The sequence below is a fragment of the Dokdonia sp. Dokd-P16 genome (assembly GCF_003095655.1).
Lineage (GTDB): Bacteria > Bacteroidota > Bacteroidia > Flavobacteriales > Flavobacteriaceae > Dokdonia.
On the sequence record NZ_CP029151.1, the window covers coordinates 1,322,851 to 1,340,217 of the forward strand.

Below are 17,367 nucleotides of genomic sequence, written 5' to 3' on the forward strand. Positions count from 1 at the left end.
TTACTCAAAATAATTCATCGTTTTATATCCGCCCTCTTTAAGGTAGCTGTCTTTTTTCATTAACCTTAGGTCACTTTGCATCATATCATCTACTAGTCCTTGAAGTTGATATTCTGGCTTCCAGCCAAGTTTGTTATAAGCTTTTGAAGCATCTCCTATTAAAAGTTCTACCTCTGTAGGTCTAAAATACTTAGGATCCACCTCAACAACTACCTGCCCTATTTTTACAGGATAATCTACATTTTCTGATGCAATAACAATCCCTTTTTCATCTATTCCTTCACCTTCAAATGACAAGGTAACACCTATATGAGCAAATGACATTTTTATAAAATCACGCACCGTCGTAGTCTCTCCAGTGGCGATTACCCAATCTTCTGGCTCATCTGCCTGCAAGATCATCCACATCATTCTCACATAATCCTTAGCATGACCCCAGTCACGCTTTGCGTCTAGATTTCCTAGATACATTTTATCTTGTAAGCCTAAAGCAATTTTTGATGTAGCTCTAGTAATCTTTCTAGTCACAAAAGTTTCTCCTCTTACTGGAGACTCGTGATTAAATAAAATACCGTTACACGCAAACATATTGTAAGCTTCACGATGGTTTACGGTAGACCAGTATGCATATAGTTTTGCTACTGCATAGGGACTTCGTGGATAAAAAGGTGTGGTTTCAGATTGTGGTACTTCTTGTACCTTCCCATATAACTCTGATGTACTTGCTTGATAAATACGTGTCTTTTTTTCAAGACCTAGAGCTCTCACTGCCTCAAGGAGTCTTAGTGCTCCCAATCCGTCTACATTTGCTGTATATTCTGGCATCTCAAAGGAAACTTGTACATGACTCATTGCCCCTAGATTATAAATCTCATCTGGCTGTACTTCTTGTATGATTCTAAATAGATTTGTGCTGTCCGTAAGATCTCCATAATGAAGAAAAAATCGCTGATTATCAATATGCGGATCTTCATAAAGGTGATCTATCCTATCTGTATTAAATAAAGATGATCTACGTTTAATACCGTGTACTTCATAGCCCTTCTTAAGTAAAAACTCACTTAAGTACGCTCCATCTTGACCAGTCACACCGGTTATTAATGCTACTTTATTACTCATAAATTATTATTAATATGTGGGAGAAACTATCCTTTTAGGACCGCTGTTTCGCGCCTGTATGATTTGTATACACTTACAATCCCTGAGAATATTAGAAATATAATTACTAAGCCTAATGGGAAAATAACAATGAGATTATCTGTTATAGATGACTTCTTTGATACTTGGATGTCACTTACAATTACTGCCAAATCAGAATAACTTACAAAGTCATTTTTTTCTATTTCTAAGTCTTCTACTAGATTTGATTTGGTATGAAATAATGATGCAAGGTTGTTGGATTGATTATTAAAATAAAACCCTCCACCGTCTTTTGGCTCTAATTTGTTATTATCCTTACTAAAAGAATTAATAAGCTCATTTATTTGAGCAATAGATTGTTCTTGGCTTTCTAGATAAATCTTATGATTTTTAAGACCTTCTTTTTTCAACTCTTTAGCATAGGAATTATCATTAATAAATGATAGGAAAGATTCAATATCTTCTAAGTTTTTATCACTATCAAATGTAAATTTAAGTTTATGAAATTTAAACTTAGATAAAAATCTATCTGTTGCAAACAACTCACGGTCATCCTTAAGTTTAAACTCTCTGGTCATTTCTCCTAGCGCGCCGTCATTTTCACCTATATAATTAACTAAGTCTATAACCTCAACTACGGGCTCTACATTAACTTTTTTGATACTAAAGTTTTCAGGAGACTTACCAAGAGATGTTATAAAATCTTCATCGTCTTCTTCAAGGTTATTATTAAACTGCTCTATTGCCGTATAAACGTACGCCTGACTCGTAAAATTAGTTTTAAGTAACAGGTTTGCCTCATAAGATGGCTCGTCCTTCAAAACGAACCCTATAGCTATTCCAGCAATGATGAGTAATAAGAACGCCCACCACATTTTAATGACATAATCAACAATTCTAAAAAATGAATAAACTACATTTTTAAATAATCTACCTACCAAAGAAAAGATGTCTGAGAGGTCCATTTCTTGCTGATTTCCAGACTGATTGTAGTGATCGCTCATGTGCTTACTTAAAATTGAATGTTTGTTGTAATATATTCCTACTTATTAGTAGTGAACAGTTGGTGTAATATCTTTTCAGTAATTAGGTATGTAGGCTTTACCCCTGTAGTTCCTAGTCCTCCAGAAGCAAGTGTGCTACCCGTTTCTAGTGGGTTATCACTAGCATAGTATGCATATCGTACTTTTACATCCTCTTGAATACTCTTACGAAGTTTTGCGGCAGCTTGTATTGCCTTTTGATAATGTGCTCCTTCCATTTCTAGACCTATCACACTCCAAGTACTGTCATGGAAGAATTTAAGGATATCTCTATTTTGTAGTGATGTTCCTAATACAGAAACCATAGCTCCTTCAAACACTTCTAATCCGTGTCCTTCAAAATCTTCTTTTGTAAGTTCGTTCTCAAAAGGATAATTATCTGCTGTTCCTTCAAAAAGGTGTGCACTTGGAATCATAAGATCTCCCTTTCCACCTTCTAGAATACCCGCTTTACCCATAATAGACACAGAATCTACATCTAAGTATGTTTTCTCTTCTCCTTCTTCATAGGGTTTGAGAAGCTCTTCCATCGTTTCATAAGCTTGCTCTCCAAAAGCGTAGTCCATTACTATAATAACAGGCTGCTGCTCCTTTTTTAAATCATTGCTACAGAAATCATTTTCGGCTACTGGTAGCTTACACATATCAAAAATCTGAACATTGATATTAGTACCACTATCATCTGGTAGGTATATCATTCCGTTCTGTAATGCGACTTTCTCCACTTTAGCTCGTAGAGCTCCGTTGCCACTATTACTAAGCATTTCATACACCTCCAGTTTAGACTTTTTCTTAAGTTCAGACTTGAGTGCAAGTGGTGCATATAAAGTGTTCATAACAGAGTGCATATTTGCACTAATAATATGAAGAGGTCTACCTAAAAGATTATTTTTCTTTAGAGTCGCTTTAATATCATTTGCCCAGATCTCACCGTGTATGTGATGACCTAATCGTTCTCTTAAAACAGGACTAAAGGTAACTGTGCGTTTCTCCTCTTTAAGTACTTCTGCTATGGCAAGTTTACCTAACCAGTAAATAAGCTCAAAGAAGCGCTTATTGTTAGAACGTGTATTAAAAAGAGGTGCAATTGCGCGAACTTCGGCAAAGGTGCGTCCTAAGATATTTGCAGTATGCGTAGTTGCAATCTCCCAGCTATTTTGATCTAGCTCTTCGTTGTTTAATACTGCTTTTTCTAGCTTTTCCCAATCACGTATTACTGCGCCTTCATCATTTATGAGGACACGCTTCATAATCTTATGAGACTCAATAAATAGGAAGGTCACGTGTGTAAGAATATCATAAATTTCAGAACGACCACGCGTGATCTCGATGTTCATTTGTTCTTCATCTATGCGGTAGCAATTGCGACGACGCTTTGCTGGAATAATAGGTTCAAAGTGGCTATTTTTGTAGCCTTCATCACTTGTTAAGTTTATGAATCTGCATTGCTCTATTCCTTCTGGAAGTCTATCAATAACGTAAAGAAGACCATCAAGCTCTACTTTTTCTTCGGCAATGGTACCGTAAATTTCTGGTCTTAGTATAAGAAGTGACTCTCTAAGTGTCTCACCAGAGACTCCCATAGGTTTATAAAATCCTCTGTTAAAAAGGTGACGCATTGTAATATACATGCGTTCTATAGCGCTGCTGCTCTCTTGGGCTCTTGTACGGCCTTGTGTTTTGTTTGTGCTCATAATTGGGGATAAAGGTACTTAATAGAACTTGACCATGGTAATTTCATCGCCAGCTTACCTATTAAATACTATTTTGATTGCAATAGATCGGCAATCTTTCGATCGTTTGAAAGACGTGGAATTTTATTTTGACCACCTAACTTTCCTTGTGATTTCATGTAATTATTAAAGCCATCTTTTACCACCTTCGTGATTTTCAATGGCTGGAGTACCTTTCCTGTGATTAAGTCAAGGTAGTATGAATTTTGAGCTTGTAGTGAGGAATCTAACGCTTTCGCGAAAGCGTGCAAATCACCACTACCCTCATTTTCAAATTCTATAAACCACTCATGATAAGGCAACCCATCTTGAGGTGCAACTTGAGGCGCTACGGTAAACTCTGTCACTTTAATATCTGTTCCGGCTGAGGCTTCAAGCATGGCTTGCTCAACTTCCTTACCTATGACATGCTCTCCAAAAGCCGAAATAAAATGCTTAATTCTCCCAGAAACCATAATACGATATGGTTTGAGACTCGTAAATATCACGGTATCTCCTATGTTATAAGCCCATAAACCTGCTGTGGTAGAGATAATCATCACATAATTTACGTCAAGCGCTACATCCTTAAGCGTTATTCTCGTAGGATTCTCGTTAAAAAACTCATCTGCTTTTACAAACTCATAAAAGATACCGTTGTCTAGTTGCAACAGCATTCCTTTCTCTGTTTGCGTATCTTGAAAAGCAAAAAATCCTTCACTCGCTGGATATAACTCAATGCTGTCTACACTTCTACCTATAAGATCTTCTAGCTTGCGGCGGTAAGGTTCATAATTCACACCTCCATATACAAACAACTGATAGTTTTTAAAGAGCTCTCCCACCGTTTTACCACTCTTCTGGATAAGGCGCTCATAATACATCTGTACCCACGGAGGAATCCCTCCTATAAGCGTCATATCTTGGTCTATCGTTTCAGCTACAATCGCATCTACCTTTTGCTCCCAGTCGTCTATACAATTAGTCTCAAGACTAGGAAGCCTATTCTTCTGTAGGTAATTAGGCACATAGTGTGCGACAATACCAGAAAGGCGGCCTAGTTTGATGCCATTCTTTTCGGTCATCTCTGGGCTTCCTTGTAAAAATATCATCTTACCATCTACAAAGTCAGTATTTCCTGTCTCTGCGATGTAAGAAAGAATTGCATTACGCGCACTATTAGGGTGCGTTTTCATGCTGTCCTTAGTAAGCGGAATGTACTTTACTCCAGAAGTAGTTCCAGAAGTTTTTGCAAAATAAAGAGGTTTTCCTGGCCAGAGTATATCTGGTTCTCCAGCGACCATTTTATCCACATAGTAGCGCAAGTCTTCATAATCTCTTATGGGAACTTGCTTTACAAAATCTGCATGTGACTTTATCGTGTCAAAACGGTGATCATTACCAAAAGCTGTATACTGAGCAGCACCTATAAGACTCTCAAAAACTTTGTGCTGAGTCTCAATAGGGTTGTCTGCCCATTTTTTTATACTTCGCTGTATGTACGACGCAAAAATTTTTGCTCCAAAAGACTTTATCGACATTAGTTAAAATCTATAAAATTAGTCGGATTTATAGGGTAACCATTACTCCACAACTCAAAATGTAAGTGCGGTCCAGTACTATAGTCACCTGTATTACCCACCGTGGCAATAACTTCTCCTGCTTGTACTAACGCTCCTTGTGACTTATTGAGAGAAGCATTGTGTTTATATACGGTAATAAGGTTCTTACCATGATTTATTATGAGTACATGACCTGTCTCTGCTGTCCACTCGGCAAAAATCACAGTTCCATCTGCTGCTGCTTTTACAGGAGCATCTTTTACCGTTACAATATCTACTGCAAAGTGTTTTTGACTAGCATTATATGCAGATGATATGGTTCCTTTTACTGGAGGAAACAGTGAGAAATCTGTATCCTCAATAGCTTTATCAAAGACATTGTACTTGTCTTCCTGCTCTACAGTTTGTCTCAATAAACTGTCTTCTCTACTAGGAAGCACATAGATTTCTTCATCATTAAAAACAGCATCGCGTATAGAATCTCTATCAAATTCTAGCTCCTCTACATCACCACTCAATACTCTACGTATGGAAGAGTAGTATTGCTCATTTACTCTAATTGCATTTTCTATAGAATCTGTTTTTGCAACGAGTAGCGTCGCATTGCGCTTGAGTTTTGTGCTTGAGTAACCAGGAATATATTCCCTTAATGGTGTAAATGCAATAAGTAATGTAGTAAGTGCAATAAGAATAATAGCAGATATACCTACTAAAATAAACACATTGAGTCGTGTGAGTTTAAAAGAAATACGCTCCTCAAAAGTATCTTCATTGAGAATAACTAAGCGATACTTGTGCAGTAGCTTTTTTGCAATCTTTTTTTTCTTCTCTTTTTTTTCTGCCATTTGAGATACAAATATACTTTTTAGATATGAGATAATTGATGTCTTTACGCTTTCGCGAAAATTGGATTGCCATAACCACTCAACACCAATTAAGTCCTTTTTATGACTTTAACGCTCGTATGTCTGTTTTCTTACTATCTTTGTTTTTCTAAAACAGATGAAGATGAATTTTTTAGCAATATTTTTAGGAATGGTAGGCCCTTGGCAAATAGGACTTATTGTATTAGTTGTCTTATTACTTTTTGGAGGTAAGAAAATCCCTGAAATGATGCGCGGCTTAGGTGGCGGTATCAAAGAATTTAAGAAAGCGTCTAAGGACGAAGAAGATGATATGATAGAAGAGAAGAAGTAATACTCGCTCTTTCTTATATAAAAAAACCGCATAGCTCTTTAAGTTATGCGGTTTTTTTGTGTGTATTACGCTTTCGCGAAAGCGTAATTACTAAACATCATTTATCAATCTACTAGGGTTTTGATATGTACTAAAGACTCGTAAAACAATAATGTCATCACCTTCTCTGTCGTACACTATTTTGTAATGTCTTATTATAATCCTTCTAAAGGTATTATTAATTTCATCCTTTTGATATTGCTCAAAGTAAATAATAGTTTCACTAGCCTCGATAATATCATTAACCACATTTAGAGCGCCTTGTGGTGATTTCTTTACATTCTTTAAGTAATTATAAATTTGCTTTAAATCTCTTTTTGCTGTATTCGTCCAGACAGTATTAAGCATCTGTTACCAGCCCTTTATTTCTTTCTTGAGATCATCAACGGCTGTATACTCTCCTCGTTTATATTCTGCTTTTGCCTCCTTTAGCTCTTGTTTATATTGTTCTCTACCTAAAGGTTCTCCATCCACGGTGTAAGCAATAACTTCAGATTCTTGATAGCTTATTGCTAGCGCTTTTATCATTGCAAGTAAGCGCTCATCTGCGTCTTGCACTTTTTTTAAAACTTCCTCTCGCAATTCTCGTTCTCCCATAATATACTGTTTAACAACATAATAAAGATAACGTTTTTACCTCAACCTAGCACTCTTCAAGATACTTTCAAGCTCAAACATATTATCACGTTGGTCTTGTGATGGGGAGAAGATAAAGCCTTCTAATATCAAGTATCTTCCATTTTTTTCATCTCTTACGGCATAGTTTACAAAAGGTCCAGCCATATAACGACCGTCTACTTCCCATGTTCCTTTAGTTTCATAAGCTAGCTTTCCATCTATCTCTGTTTCTTGTAAGTATGGTGAGAAAGCTCGTTCTGTAATAAAGCGACCGTCATCTACTGGTATTTTCTTTCCTCCTATAGAATCACGCATGCGTATAATGTTCTTGATTGTTAAGGTATCCTTATCAATTGCTTCTAGCGGCACTTCATATACCGTTATGTTCATATTACCACTGCGCTTAAGTTCCTTGCGCATCCAGAAGAAATCCGGTTTCTGTTCTGCATATCGATATGCATTAGGAAAGTTAAGTTTTACTCCAAATACTTTTTGTAAAGAATCTGTTTTCTTCAGTGCCTTCTTAATTCGACTTTGGTTTGCAACAAGCTCTTGTTCTTTAAAAGCAGTTACAATACGTTCCTCATTATCAATAATAAGGTTTGCAATTTGTGTCTGGCTTCTTCCAGTAACAATTATTCCTGTCTGTGGGCGTGCATATGGGTCTTTTACTATGGTTAAAGAGGCACTATCTGCTGGTTTTATTTTTAGATAAATTCTGTTCTTAAGTAGAAAACCACTGAAAGCTTCTGGCGGAATCTGATCTATAGAAAATTTAGGCTCCTCACGTGGTAATCCATATACTGGATCTGCTAGGACGTCACGTAGCGCGTCTCCTATAGCTCCTTGCCATTGATCCTTAGACACAATGACCTTAACATTGTTAATATTACCTACAGACTGGCTTAAAATAGGTTTACCGTCATTATTCCCACATGAAAAAAGTAAGGATGCCACTACTACACTTAAAAATAATCTTTTTATCATATTGCTATTATTAACGATTAACATCCAGACATCACAAGGATCGTGGTGTAATCTATATCTCTATTAATTGTAAAAAATCCGCCTAGTAAATTGTCGGTTGGTCTGTATTCTGTAAGGTCAAAGTTCCAATGATTCTGGCCATAATCTCCAAAAACCTTATTAACCGACTCTACCCACAACAGTACAGATTCTCTATTGGGATTTGCTATGGTGAGCACTTCTCCTGTAGCAAGAGCTGCGTCTCCACAATTGCGTTTTGTGTAAATGATTCCATTTTGAAAAGTTTGTGTGAATCCGCAATCCCCTCCTCCATTAGGTGGAAGGATTTCCTTTTCTGAAATGGCTTTATAATTATCTATCAAGTACGTATAAACAGGGTTTTTTATAATACTATTTACATTCCCCTCACTATTTACTACTGTATAAGCCTCAGCATCATAAGGTTTAAGAGTTACTTCTTGCGCAGCAAGTACTGCTGTAAAGCATAGGCTTAAGGAGAGAAGTAACTTTTTCATAATTGTTTTATTTAGAAACACGTAGTTTCATTCCGGGCTTCAATTTACTACTACTAATATCATTCCAAACTTTAATATTATCGATGCTTACCCCAGGAAACTTATTTGCAATTTTCCAGAGTGAGTCACCATTTTGAACAGTATATGTTTTCTTTCCCTTTAATGAAACCGTTTTTGTGCTACTACTTGCACTACTGTTTGTGACCGGCTTTCTAGGGTAAATGGTTAGTCGCTGACCTATTTTAAGAGCATTTGATCGTAGGTTGTTCCACTTCTTAATCTGGCTTACACCTACTCCGTATTTGCTTGCTATCTTTCCTAGATAATCACCGCTACGCACTCGGTATCTTACCTGAGAGCTTGCTGTAAGTACTTCTGGCAATGGCTTTTCTCTTTTGTCTAGTTCAGCTTTCGCGAAAGCGTAAATAGCCTGTTCATTTTGTACAAATTTACCCACACTCTCGATAGGAAGTCGCACGTAATATTTCTTGTCCTTTACCACCGGAATAATATCCAATTTATACTGCGGATTTAGAAATTGAACAATCTCCAAAGGAATTCCCACAATACTAGAAACCTGATCTAGCGCGATACTTTGTTTTATGTGAATGGTATCTGTTGCAAAGTAGTTTATAGGTGCTCTTTCTGGTGTGTATCCATGCTCATCTGCATATTCAAAAAGATACATGGTGGCTAGAAAAGCAGGTACATAACCAGCGGTTTCTCGAGGTAAATTCTTTCTAATATTCCAGTAATTTGTAGCACCTCCAGAACGTCTTATGGCTTTAGACACATTTCCTGGACCAGAGTTATAAGAAGCCAGTGCAAGATCCCAGTCTCCATGAATGTCATAGAGTTGTGATAGGTAAGCACAAGCAGCCTCTGTTGCTGCAATAGGATCCATGCGATCATCTACATAGCTGTTTACCTCGAGGTTAAACATTTTACCCGTTGCAAACATAAATTGCCATAACCCTGTTGCTCCTACTCTAGATTTTGCTCTTGGTCGCAGTGCACTTTCTACAATGGCGAGATATTTCATCTCTAGAGGGATGTCATACTTATCCAGACGCTCCTCAAACATAGGGAAGTAAAACTGGCTTACTGCCATAAGCTTCTCCATAGCTGGTTTGTGACGCTTTAAATAGCGGTTTATAACGCTTTCTAGCGATGGGTTATACTCCACGTTAAATGGAGTACGCGCATTAATTTCGGCAAGGCGCTTTTTAAGCGTGTCTGTAGGAAGTTCTAGATTTACTTCAGGCTGGTATGTGTGACTTTCACGTATATTATTTATAGAATCAAATAAATCCATTCTTGCCAGTTCCTTACGCCAGCGCATATCTATAAGTGCTGCTTGAGGATTATCTGGTAAGTTGAACGTTATAGAATCTCTCACTTGTGTATCTAGTAATACTTGAGGTAAATCTTGAGAGATTGTATTGGTAATGACAGTTTCTACTACTTTGATAGTATCTCTTTGGAGTGCCGGTTTTTTATCTTCTTTTATAACCGGAGCTTTCTGTTTATAAGCCTCATATGAGAGGGTGTCTTGCGCTTTCGCGAAAGCGGAAAACAAGAGTATAGAAGCTACTAGGGATATTTTAAAATTATGTTGCATTAGAGTCATAGTCAAGGAACGAAAGATACGGGAAAATCGTATGGTTTTAAAGAGAGGAAATATAACTTCTAGCCAGCACAACTTCTGTTAGGGATATAAATAATAAGACCACCTCAAGAGGTGGTCTTATCTATTGATGTGTTATTAATTATTCTTGTATAGCAGCTATACCAGGTAAAGTTTTACCTTCTAGCATTTCAAGCATTGCACCACCTCCTGTAGAGACGTAGCTTACTTTTGTATCAAAACCAAATTGTTTTACAGCGGCAACACTATCTCCTCCACCTACTAGTGAGAACGCGCCATCCTTTGTAGCTGCAGCGATACTATGACCTAGTGCAATAGTTCCTCCTGCAAATGTTTCCATCTCAAAAACTCCTAATGGTCCATTCCATAAAATAGTTTTTGCACGCTTTGCCACTTCGTCAAAAAGTTCGCGAGATTTTGGTCCAGCATCAAGGCCTTGCCATCCATCTTCAATACTCATGATATCAGACACCTTTGTATTTGCATCGTTTGAGAAATCATCTGCAGCAATTACGTCTACTGGTATGTGAATCTGTACTCCTTTTTCTTTGGCTTGTTTAAGAATGTCAATAGCAAGCTCCAATTTATCATCTTCACAAATAGAGTTTCCTATGGTTCCTCCTTGTGCTTTAATGAAAGTAAAAGCCATACCTCCACCTATAATCATCTCATCTACTTTATCAAGGATATTCTCAATAACTGTAATTTTTGAAGATACTTTAGAACCACCAAGAATAGCTAGTACTGGCTTCTCACTATTATTAAGAACGCGATCAAGACTCTCTATTTCTTTTGATAGTAAATAACCATAGCATTTTGCATCTGGAAAGAACTGAGCAATGATGGTAGTAGAAGCATGCGCACGGTGTGCAGTACCAAAGGCATCATTTACATAAATATCTCCTAACTCACTTAACTGCTTTGCAAAGTCTATATCACCAGCTGTTTCCTCGCTGTAGTAACGGAGGTTTTCTAGTAGTAATATTTTACCCATTTCGAGGTTAGATGCTGCCTCTGTGGCTTTTGCACCTACACAATCCTCCACAAAGTTTACTTCTACACCAATGACTTCAGAGACAGTTCTACAAATCTGAGATAAAGAAAACTCCTCTTCTTTATTTTTAGGTCGACCTAAATGAGACATAAGGATAGCAGATCCTCCATCTTCTAATACTTTCAAGATTGTAGGTTTTGCAGCCTCAATTCTTGTAGTATCAGTAACATTACCATCTTCATCAAGGGGAACATTAAAATCTACGCGAATTAATGCTTTCTTATTCTCAAAATTAAAGTCGTCTACTGTGATCATTTTCATTGGTTTTGCTAACAAATATAATAGATACAGAGGATAAAAAATGCAGTGATTCCTTTATATTTGACGCTATGCTGTTTTCAAACGTTATCGGGCAAGATTTTATTAAAAATCATCTCACAACAAGTGTTGATGCTGGGCGAATTGCTCATGCTCAACTTTTTATAGGTTTATCTGGCACAGGGGTTTTGCCCATGGCGATTGCTTATGCACAATATATTTTATGTAATAATGCTCAAGGCGAAAATGAGGGAGGATCGCAAGCTTGTAATTTAAAGTTTGAGCACTTATCGCATCCAGATTTGCACTTTGCTTTTCCCGTAGCAACTACTCCCGAAGTAAAAAGCCATCCTGTCTCTAATAATTTTATGAGAGAATGGCGCTCGTTTATTACAGAAAACCCATATGGAGATCTCTTTGAATGGCACCAGCATCTTGGTATTGAAAAAAAACAAGGACAGATAGGTGTAGATGAAGCTTCTGAAATTAATAAAGCTCTCGCTTTAAAGTCATATGAAGGTGGTTATAAAGTAATGATCATTTGGGCAGTTGATAAAATGAATACTGCTGGATCAAATAAACTTCTCAAACTACTAGAGGAGCCACCAGCAAAAACGTTGTTTATTCTTATTTCTGAAAATGAAGACAGCATTATTGACACGATAAAGTCAAGATGCCAAGTATTACATTTCCCAAGATTAAGCGAACCACAAATTGCAGATGCTTTAATTACTCATCATAAAACTCCTGATGCAGAAGCTCATAAAATTGCTCATCAAGCACAAGGAGATTACCAGCAAGCGATGCATTTATTGCATCATGATGGAGACGATATTCAGTTTGAAAAATGGTTTGTTACTTGGGTGCGTACCGCCTTCCAAGCAAAGGGTAAAAAAGAGGCCGTTTTAGGACTCATGGAGTGGAGTGAAATCATAGCAAAATCTGGACGTGAAACACAGAAAAATTTCCTTGCATATTGCGTTCAATTTTTCCGTCAAGCTTTGCTTAAAAATTACAAGGCAAATGATCTTGTTTTTATGGAAACAGAGACAGGTTTTGATCTCTCAAAATTTGCTCCATTTGTTCATAATAATAATATATTTCCTATTGTAGAAGCCATCCAAGATGCTTCATATCACATAGAACGTAATGGAAATGCTAAAATAATCCTGACAGATCTATCTATAAAACTAACTCGATTTCTACATCGTAAGAGTTGATTATATCAATTAGTTACCTCTATTTTTAGTTTTGTCTAAATATATTTTTAGATAAATAATTAATAGTGTGCTCTATTTATATACTCAGATGATATCAGATCTTGTACTAAACGACAATATTTAAAGGCTCTATAATCTGCCACTACGATTTCTACCTCGCTAAACGCTACCAGTTGGTTAGTGAAATCTTATTAAATAGGCTTGATTATATTTATGAAAAATACGTAGTCTTTAATGCTTCATCTAGTCATTTATCGATGAGATAATTTATCAAAATCAGGCATAAAAAAAGCGATGATTTCTCATCGCTTTTAAAGCTATTTTAAACACTAGTGTTTAGTCTTCTTTCGGAGCATATTCTCCATTCATTTCTGTAAGAATTGCTTCTGTAAGATTCAATTCATCTTTACCATAAAGAACACTTCCAGCATCGTTAGATCCATAGATATAAGAGTAACCATTTGTCTTTCCGTAAGCCTTTACTTTATCCTTCACTTTTGTAATAAGTGAGTCTATTACTTTCTGGCTTTCTACTTGTAGTTGTCCTATTCTTGCCTGGCGTTCTTGTTGTAATTGTTGTGCCTCTGCTCCTAGTTCGTTGTAAGTTTCTTCTTGTTTCTTACGTGACATAGACGGTCCGTTTTTTCTAAACAAGTCTTCTTTGATTTGGTAAGACTTAATCTTAAGCTCTAATTCGCCCATGATTTCGTCATTTTGCTTTGTAAAACGATCCTTTGCGCTTTTAAGCTCTGCATATTCTGTAAGTAACTCTTCAGTATCTACAAAACCAGTTTTCTCTGTTTGACAGGCTACAGCCATCATAGCAGTAACAAGTAGCATTCCTATTTTTTTCATTGTGTTATTTTGATTATTTGATGCGAAAATAGGTAGAATCCATTAAAACTTAATTAAAATCATGCGTATTTCCATTTTGATTTTCAAATAAATGTAGATAGACTTAAAGTCATCGGTTATTCAATAAAAATTGAATCTTTTGAAATCTACATATAGAAGATATATAAAGAACGCTACAATTTAAAATAATGAAGTAATTCGTGATTAGTAAATACGATACGCTGAAATCCTCAAAATTGAAAACAGAAATGGAATACATTAATCAGGAAGATTGATAAACACATTACAAGTGATAGTAATTGTGTGATTTGAAAATTGGTATTGTTAATTGAAAATATTTCACGTGGAACATTTTACAACAAAATGCATTTTAAACAAAAACATTGAAAACCAAATTCTCAATTCCAGATTAAATATAAAAAGATGAAAATTGGTTGAAATAAGCTCTCATAAGAAAAAGCTATGGTCAAAAATTCGAATAATAACGAAATCCTATGAAAATCAAAGCCTATAAACACCATTTTTAAACGGTTTCAACATTTCGCCATATACATTTAAGGCATGTATGCTCAAAAGCGCTTAAAAGCGCTTATTCGCGATTTAAGCGTGTTTTAGGACATAAATATGAGATGAATAACCTCCAGACTGCTTTGCTTTACGATTTGACTTAAATCCAGTTACAAATGCAGTGAAGAAATTCATTTTACCATTTTTATACTTTTCAGAAAGAAGACCTACATAATAGGAATCAAATTTCATAGGCAGTGTTTCTACTAAATGTAAACCATGTTCTGAAAAAAGTTTTTTTATAGCAATTTCAGAAAAATGGTATAAGTGTCTTGGCACATCAAAAGCTGCCCAATATGATTTATAATAACTAGCATCAAAAGATTCGAAATTAGGAACGGCAATAAATATAGTTCCATTTTTTGCTAGTTGGTTTTTCAACCATGCAATTTGCTCTTGTAAATCGTAAATATGTTCTAGCACATGCCACATAGTTATCACATCGTATAACTCCCCTCCTACTTCATCGATAGTGTTATAAATATCGAGTCCTTTATGTTGAGCAAGCTTTTTTGCTTTGGCATTTGGCTCTACTCCTTTTACGTTCCATTTTCTTTTAGATAGAAATTCCAAAAAATCTCCAGTTCCAGCTCCTATATCTAAAACAGAGCCTTGGTCAGGATGAAAACTTTTCAGGAGTTTTTGCTTTCGCGAAAGTGTGATACCTTTTATAGTTTGATATGCGATTTCAAATAAAGATCGTTTTCCATCTGTATGAGATATATAATCTTCACTTTCATAATATGAAGGAAGTTTAGAAATTTCCGGCTTAGGGCTAGTGAAATACATGTGGTACTTCTTATCATACTTTAATGTAAATTCCTCCCCACTTACCGAATGATCTTTTACTTTAAAATCTTCTTTCATCAACTTTGTTTCACGTGGAACGTATACTATTTAAAAATTATCGCCCCATATAAACTAACATTACACTTATGTCTGAAGGAGAAACTCCACTCACTCTAGACGCTTGAGAAATTGTAGTTGGCCTAATTTTAGATAATTTTTCCCTAGCCTCAAAAGACAGAGACTTCAGTTTTGTATAATCAAAACCTTCTGGGATTTTAATATTTTCTAATCGCTGTAGCTTGTCTGCATTTGCTTTTTCCTTTGCAATGTAACCAGCATACTTAACTTTAATTTCTGCTTGTTCTAATACGTCACGATCAAGATCTTTCTCCTCAATATAAGCAGCTACTTTCTCGAAACCTTTCATATCATCAAGCGTAATTTGAGGTCTAGAAAAAACTTTAAACATCTTATCAGATTGTCTCATAGGAGAAGATCCTCTCTCCTCTAGAATATCATTTACTTCTTCAGGAAGAATACTTGTCTCTTCAAAGAACTTAACAAGATCATTAGATTCCGCCTGTTTCTTCTCCATGGTAATGAGACGTTCCTCAGAGGCTAAGCCTACAGCATTTGACATAGGCGTGAGGCGTTCATCTGCATTATCTTGACGCAACAGTGTTCTATACTCAGCACGAGAAGTAAACATCCTGTACGGTTCTTCTGTACCTTTTGTGATTAAATCATCTATAAGAACTCCTATATACGCCTCATCTCTTTTGAGCATGAAAGGATCTTTCTCATGCACTTTAAGGTGTGCATTCATACCAGCCATTAATCCTTGAGATGCTGCCTCTTCATATCCTGTAGTTCCATTAATTTGTCCAGCAAAATACAGCCCGCTCACAAGCTTAGTTTCTAGCGTATGCTTTAACTGTGTAGGCGGAAAATAATCATACTCGATAGCATAACCTGGACGGAAGAATTTTACACTCTCAAAACCAGCTACAGACTTTAAAGCCTTAAACTGGACATCTTCTGGAAGTGATGTTGAGAATCCATTTACATAGATCTCACATGTATTCCACCCTTCTGGCTCAATAAATAATTGATGTCTATCCTTATCTGCAAAGCGGTTAATCTTATCTTCAATAGACGGACAATATCTTGGTCCAAGAGATTTAATTCTACCATTAAACATAGGCGAGCGATCAAAACCTTCTCTCAAAATATCATGCACTTCTAGCGAAGTATAACTCATATGACAAGGACGCTGATGTGTAAGCGGACTTGTTTCTTTAGAATAACTAAACTTCTCTGGAACTTCATCCCCTGGCTGAATAATCATCTTAGAAAAATCTAACGATCTACCATCTACTCGTGGCGGTGTTCCCGTTTTCATTCTTCCAGACTCAAAACCAAATCCAGCTAGTTGTTCTGTAATTCCGGTAGCTGCTCTTTCACCTGCTCTACCTCCACCAAATTGTTTATCTCCTATGTGGATTAATCCATTTAAAAAAGTACCATTAGTTAGCACTACAGATCTTCCTTTTACTTCAATTCCGAGAGAGGTTTTTACACCAACAACTTTATCATTTTCTACTATGAGTCCGCTCACCATCTCTTGATAAAAATCAAGATTCTTAGTTCCCTCAAGCTTCATTCTCCACTCCTCTGCAAATCTCATTCTATCAGATTGCACACGTGGCGACCACATTGCAGGACCTTTAGATTTGTTAAGCATCTTAAACTGTATCGCTGTCTTATCAGATACGATTCCGCTATATCCTCCTAGTGCATCAATCTCTCTTACTATTTGCCCTTTTGCAATTCCTCCCATAGCAGGATTACAACTCATTTGGGCAATAGTTTGAAGGTTCATAGTTATAAGAAGTGTAGAACTTCCCATATTTGCAGCAGCAGCGGCAGCCTCACAACCTGCATGGCCAGCACCTACTACTATAACATCGTATGTATCTTGAAATAGACTCATTGTTTCACGTGGAACATTAAAATATTAATAACTCTAAGAGAAGTTACGCTTTCGCGAAAGTGTAATATACATTCTTTTAAAGGCGTGCAAAGATACAGCCTTTAATTCTCTCTAACACAACTTCCCCCTGGCTCAGATGTTAAACCTTGAAATAGAAGCGTGTAAGAAAT

General features: G+C 36.4%; 16 protein-coding genes. 2 read left to right on the top strand and 14 right to left on the bottom strand.

Features of this window, described 5'->3' with window-relative positions; all coding sequences use genetic code 11:
* The 5 genes from gmd to DCS32_RS06055 all read right to left on the bottom strand — a co-directional run bounded on the left by gmd (position 1) and on the right by DCS32_RS06055 (position 6,302).
* Positions 1-1,119: a GDP-mannose 4,6-dehydratase gene (gene gmd, locus DCS32_RS06035; RefSeq protein WP_108877451.1), complete on the bottom strand. Its 1,119-nt coding sequence runs from the start codon at positions 1,117-1,119 to the stop codon at positions 1-3.
* A 26-nt stretch (positions 1,120-1,145) separates the two neighbouring features.
* Positions 1,146-2,144 carry a hypothetical protein gene (locus DCS32_RS06040; RefSeq protein WP_108877452.1) on the bottom strand — a complete coding sequence of 333 codons (999 nt, stop codon included), beginning with the start codon at positions 2,142-2,144 and terminating at the stop codon, positions 1,146-1,148.
* 38 nt (positions 2,145-2,182) lie between these two features.
* Entirely contained in the window at positions 2,183-3,877 is a 1,695-nt protein-coding gene (locus DCS32_RS06045; RefSeq protein ID WP_108877453.1) for a DUF6909 family protein, read from the bottom strand.
* 68 nt (positions 3,878-3,945) lie between these two features.
* A complete protein-coding gene (locus tag DCS32_RS06050; RefSeq protein ID WP_108877454.1) occupies positions 3,946-5,436 on the bottom strand; it encodes a GH3 auxin-responsive promoter family protein in 1,491 nt (496 codons plus the stop codon).
* Positions 5,436-6,302: a M23 family metallopeptidase gene (locus tag DCS32_RS06055; RefSeq protein ID WP_108877455.1), complete on the bottom strand. Its 867-nt coding sequence runs from the start codon at positions 6,300-6,302 to the stop codon at positions 5,436-5,438. The genes DCS32_RS06050 and DCS32_RS06055 overlap by 1 nt, the downstream gene beginning before the upstream one ends.
* Before the next feature lie 163 nt (positions 6,303-6,465).
* Here DCS32_RS06055 and tatA point away from each other — a divergent pair, with 163 nt between their 5' ends.
* Positions 6,466-6,654 (top strand): twin-arginine translocase TatA/TatE family subunit, encoded by a 189-nt coding sequence (gene tatA / locus DCS32_RS06060; RefSeq protein WP_013750675.1) that lies wholly within the window; start codon positions 6,466-6,468, stop codon positions 6,652-6,654.
* A 90-nt stretch (positions 6,655-6,744) separates the two neighbouring features.
* On the opposite strand, the gene DCS32_RS06065 is transcribed toward tatA, so the two are convergent.
* From DCS32_RS06065 to DCS32_RS06090, 6 genes are all read right to left on the bottom strand, one after another.
* Complete coding sequence (locus DCS32_RS06065; protein WP_108877456.1) at positions 6,745-7,041, bottom strand: type II toxin-antitoxin system RelE/ParE family toxin; 297 nt, start codon at positions 7,039-7,041, stop codon at positions 6,745-6,747.
* Positions 7,042-7,044: 3 nt separating this feature from the next.
* Positions 7,045-7,290, bottom strand: a complete 246-nt coding sequence (locus tag DCS32_RS06070; protein ID WP_108877457.1) for a hypothetical protein — start codon at positions 7,288-7,290, stop codon at positions 7,045-7,047.
* Positions 7,291-7,326: 36 nt separating this feature from the next.
* Positions 7,327-8,298: a DUF4837 family protein gene (locus DCS32_RS06075; RefSeq protein WP_108879247.1), complete on the bottom strand. Its 972-nt coding sequence runs from the start codon at positions 8,296-8,298 to the stop codon at positions 7,327-7,329.
* Positions 8,299-8,315: 17 nt separating this feature from the next.
* Positions 8,316-8,813 carry a hypothetical protein gene (locus DCS32_RS06080; RefSeq protein ID WP_108877458.1) on the bottom strand — a complete coding sequence of 166 codons (498 nt, stop codon included), beginning with the start codon at positions 8,811-8,813 and terminating at the stop codon, positions 8,316-8,318.
* Between the two features lie 7 nt (positions 8,814-8,820).
* A complete protein-coding gene (locus DCS32_RS06085; protein WP_108877459.1) occupies positions 8,821-10,443 on the bottom strand; it encodes a LysM peptidoglycan-binding domain-containing protein in 1,623 nt (540 codons plus the stop codon).
* A 139-nt stretch (positions 10,444-10,582) separates the two neighbouring features.
* Positions 10,583-11,770, bottom strand: coding sequence for a phosphoglycerate kinase (locus tag DCS32_RS06090; RefSeq protein WP_108879248.1), 1,188 nt, complete (start codon positions 11,768-11,770; stop codon positions 10,583-10,585).
* A gap of 74 nt (positions 11,771-11,844) precedes the next feature.
* On the opposite strand from DCS32_RS06090, the gene DCS32_RS06095 reads away from it, so the two are divergent.
* Entirely contained in the window at positions 11,845-12,993 is a 1,149-nt protein-coding gene (locus DCS32_RS06095; RefSeq protein WP_204161806.1) for an ATP-binding protein, read from the top strand.
* A gap of 336 nt (positions 12,994-13,329) precedes the next feature.
* Here DCS32_RS06095 and DCS32_RS06100 read toward each other — a convergent pair whose 3' ends face one another.
* The 3 genes from DCS32_RS06100 to mnmG all read right to left on the bottom strand — a co-directional run bounded on the left by DCS32_RS06100 (position 13,330) and on the right by mnmG (position 17,197).
* Positions 13,330-13,848 (bottom strand): OmpH family outer membrane protein, encoded by a 519-nt coding sequence (locus DCS32_RS06100; protein ID WP_239057571.1) that lies wholly within the window; start codon positions 13,846-13,848, stop codon positions 13,330-13,332.
* 600 nt (positions 13,849-14,448) lie between these two features.
* On the bottom strand, positions 14,449-15,282 hold the full coding sequence (locus tag DCS32_RS06105) for a class I SAM-dependent methyltransferase (protein WP_108877461.1): 834 nt from the start codon (positions 15,280-15,282) through the stop codon (positions 14,449-14,451).
* Positions 15,283-15,319: 37 nt separating this feature from the next.
* Positions 15,320-17,197, bottom strand: coding sequence for a tRNA uridine-5-carboxymethylaminomethyl(34) synthesis enzyme MnmG (gene mnmG, locus DCS32_RS06110; protein WP_108877462.1), 1,878 nt, complete (start codon positions 17,195-17,197; stop codon positions 15,320-15,322).
* Between the last annotated feature and the right edge of the window lie 170 nt (positions 17,198-17,367).

Excerpts from the sequence above, each read along its gene's own strand:
- gmd (WP_108877451.1), bottom strand. The coding sequence starts at position 1,119 with ATGAGTAATAAAGTAGCATTAATAACCGGTGTGACTGGTCAAGATGGA.
- mnmG (WP_108877462.1), bottom strand. The coding sequence starts at position 17,197 with ATGAGTCTATTTCAAGATACATACGATGTTATAGTAGTAGGTGCTGGC.
- DCS32_RS06070 (WP_108877457.1), bottom strand. The coding sequence starts at position 7,290 with ATGGGAGAACGAGAATTGCGAGAGGAAGTTTTAAAAAAAGTGCAAGAC.
- DCS32_RS06065 (WP_108877456.1), bottom strand. The coding sequence starts at position 7,041 with ATGCTTAATACTGTCTGGACGAATACAGCAAAAAGAGATTTAAAGCAA.
- DCS32_RS06090 (WP_108879248.1), bottom strand. The coding sequence starts at position 11,770 with ATGATCACAGTAGACGACTTTAATTTTGAGAATAAGAAAGCATTAATT.
- DCS32_RS06085 (WP_108877459.1), bottom strand. The coding sequence starts at position 10,443 with ATGACTCTAATGCAACATAATTTTAAAATATCCCTAGTAGCTTCTATA.
- tatA (WP_013750675.1), top strand. The coding sequence starts at position 6,466 with ATGAATTTTTTAGCAATATTTTTAGGAATGGTAGGCCCTTGGCAAATA.
- DCS32_RS06045 (WP_108877453.1), bottom strand. The coding sequence starts at position 3,877 with ATGAGCACAAACAAAACACAAGGCCGTACAAGAGCCCAAGAGAGCAGC.
- DCS32_RS06095 (WP_204161806.1), top strand. The coding sequence starts at position 11,845 with ATGCTGTTTTCAAACGTTATCGGGCAAGATTTTATTAAAAATCATCTC.
- DCS32_RS06040 (WP_108877452.1), bottom strand. The coding sequence starts at position 2,144 with ATGAGCGATCACTACAATCAGTCTGGAAATCAGCAAGAAATGGACCTC.
- DCS32_RS06080 (WP_108877458.1), bottom strand. The coding sequence starts at position 8,813 with ATGAAAAAGTTACTTCTCTCCTTAAGCCTATGCTTTACAGCAGTACTT.
- DCS32_RS06105 (WP_108877461.1), bottom strand. The coding sequence starts at position 15,282 with ATGAAAGAAGATTTTAAAGTAAAAGATCATTCGGTAAGTGGGGAGGAA.
- DCS32_RS06100 (WP_239057571.1), bottom strand. The coding sequence starts at position 13,848 with ATGAAAAAAATAGGAATGCTACTTGTTACTGCTATGATGGCTGTAGCC.
- DCS32_RS06055 (WP_108877455.1), bottom strand. The coding sequence starts at position 6,302 with ATGGCAGAAAAAAAAGAGAAGAAAAAAAAGATTGCAAAAAAGCTACTG.
- DCS32_RS06050 (WP_108877454.1), bottom strand. The coding sequence starts at position 5,436 with ATGTCGATAAAGTCTTTTGGAGCAAAAATTTTTGCGTCGTACATACAG.
- DCS32_RS06075 (WP_108879247.1), bottom strand. The coding sequence starts at position 8,298 with ATGATAAAAAGATTATTTTTAAGTGTAGTAGTGGCATCCTTACTTTTT.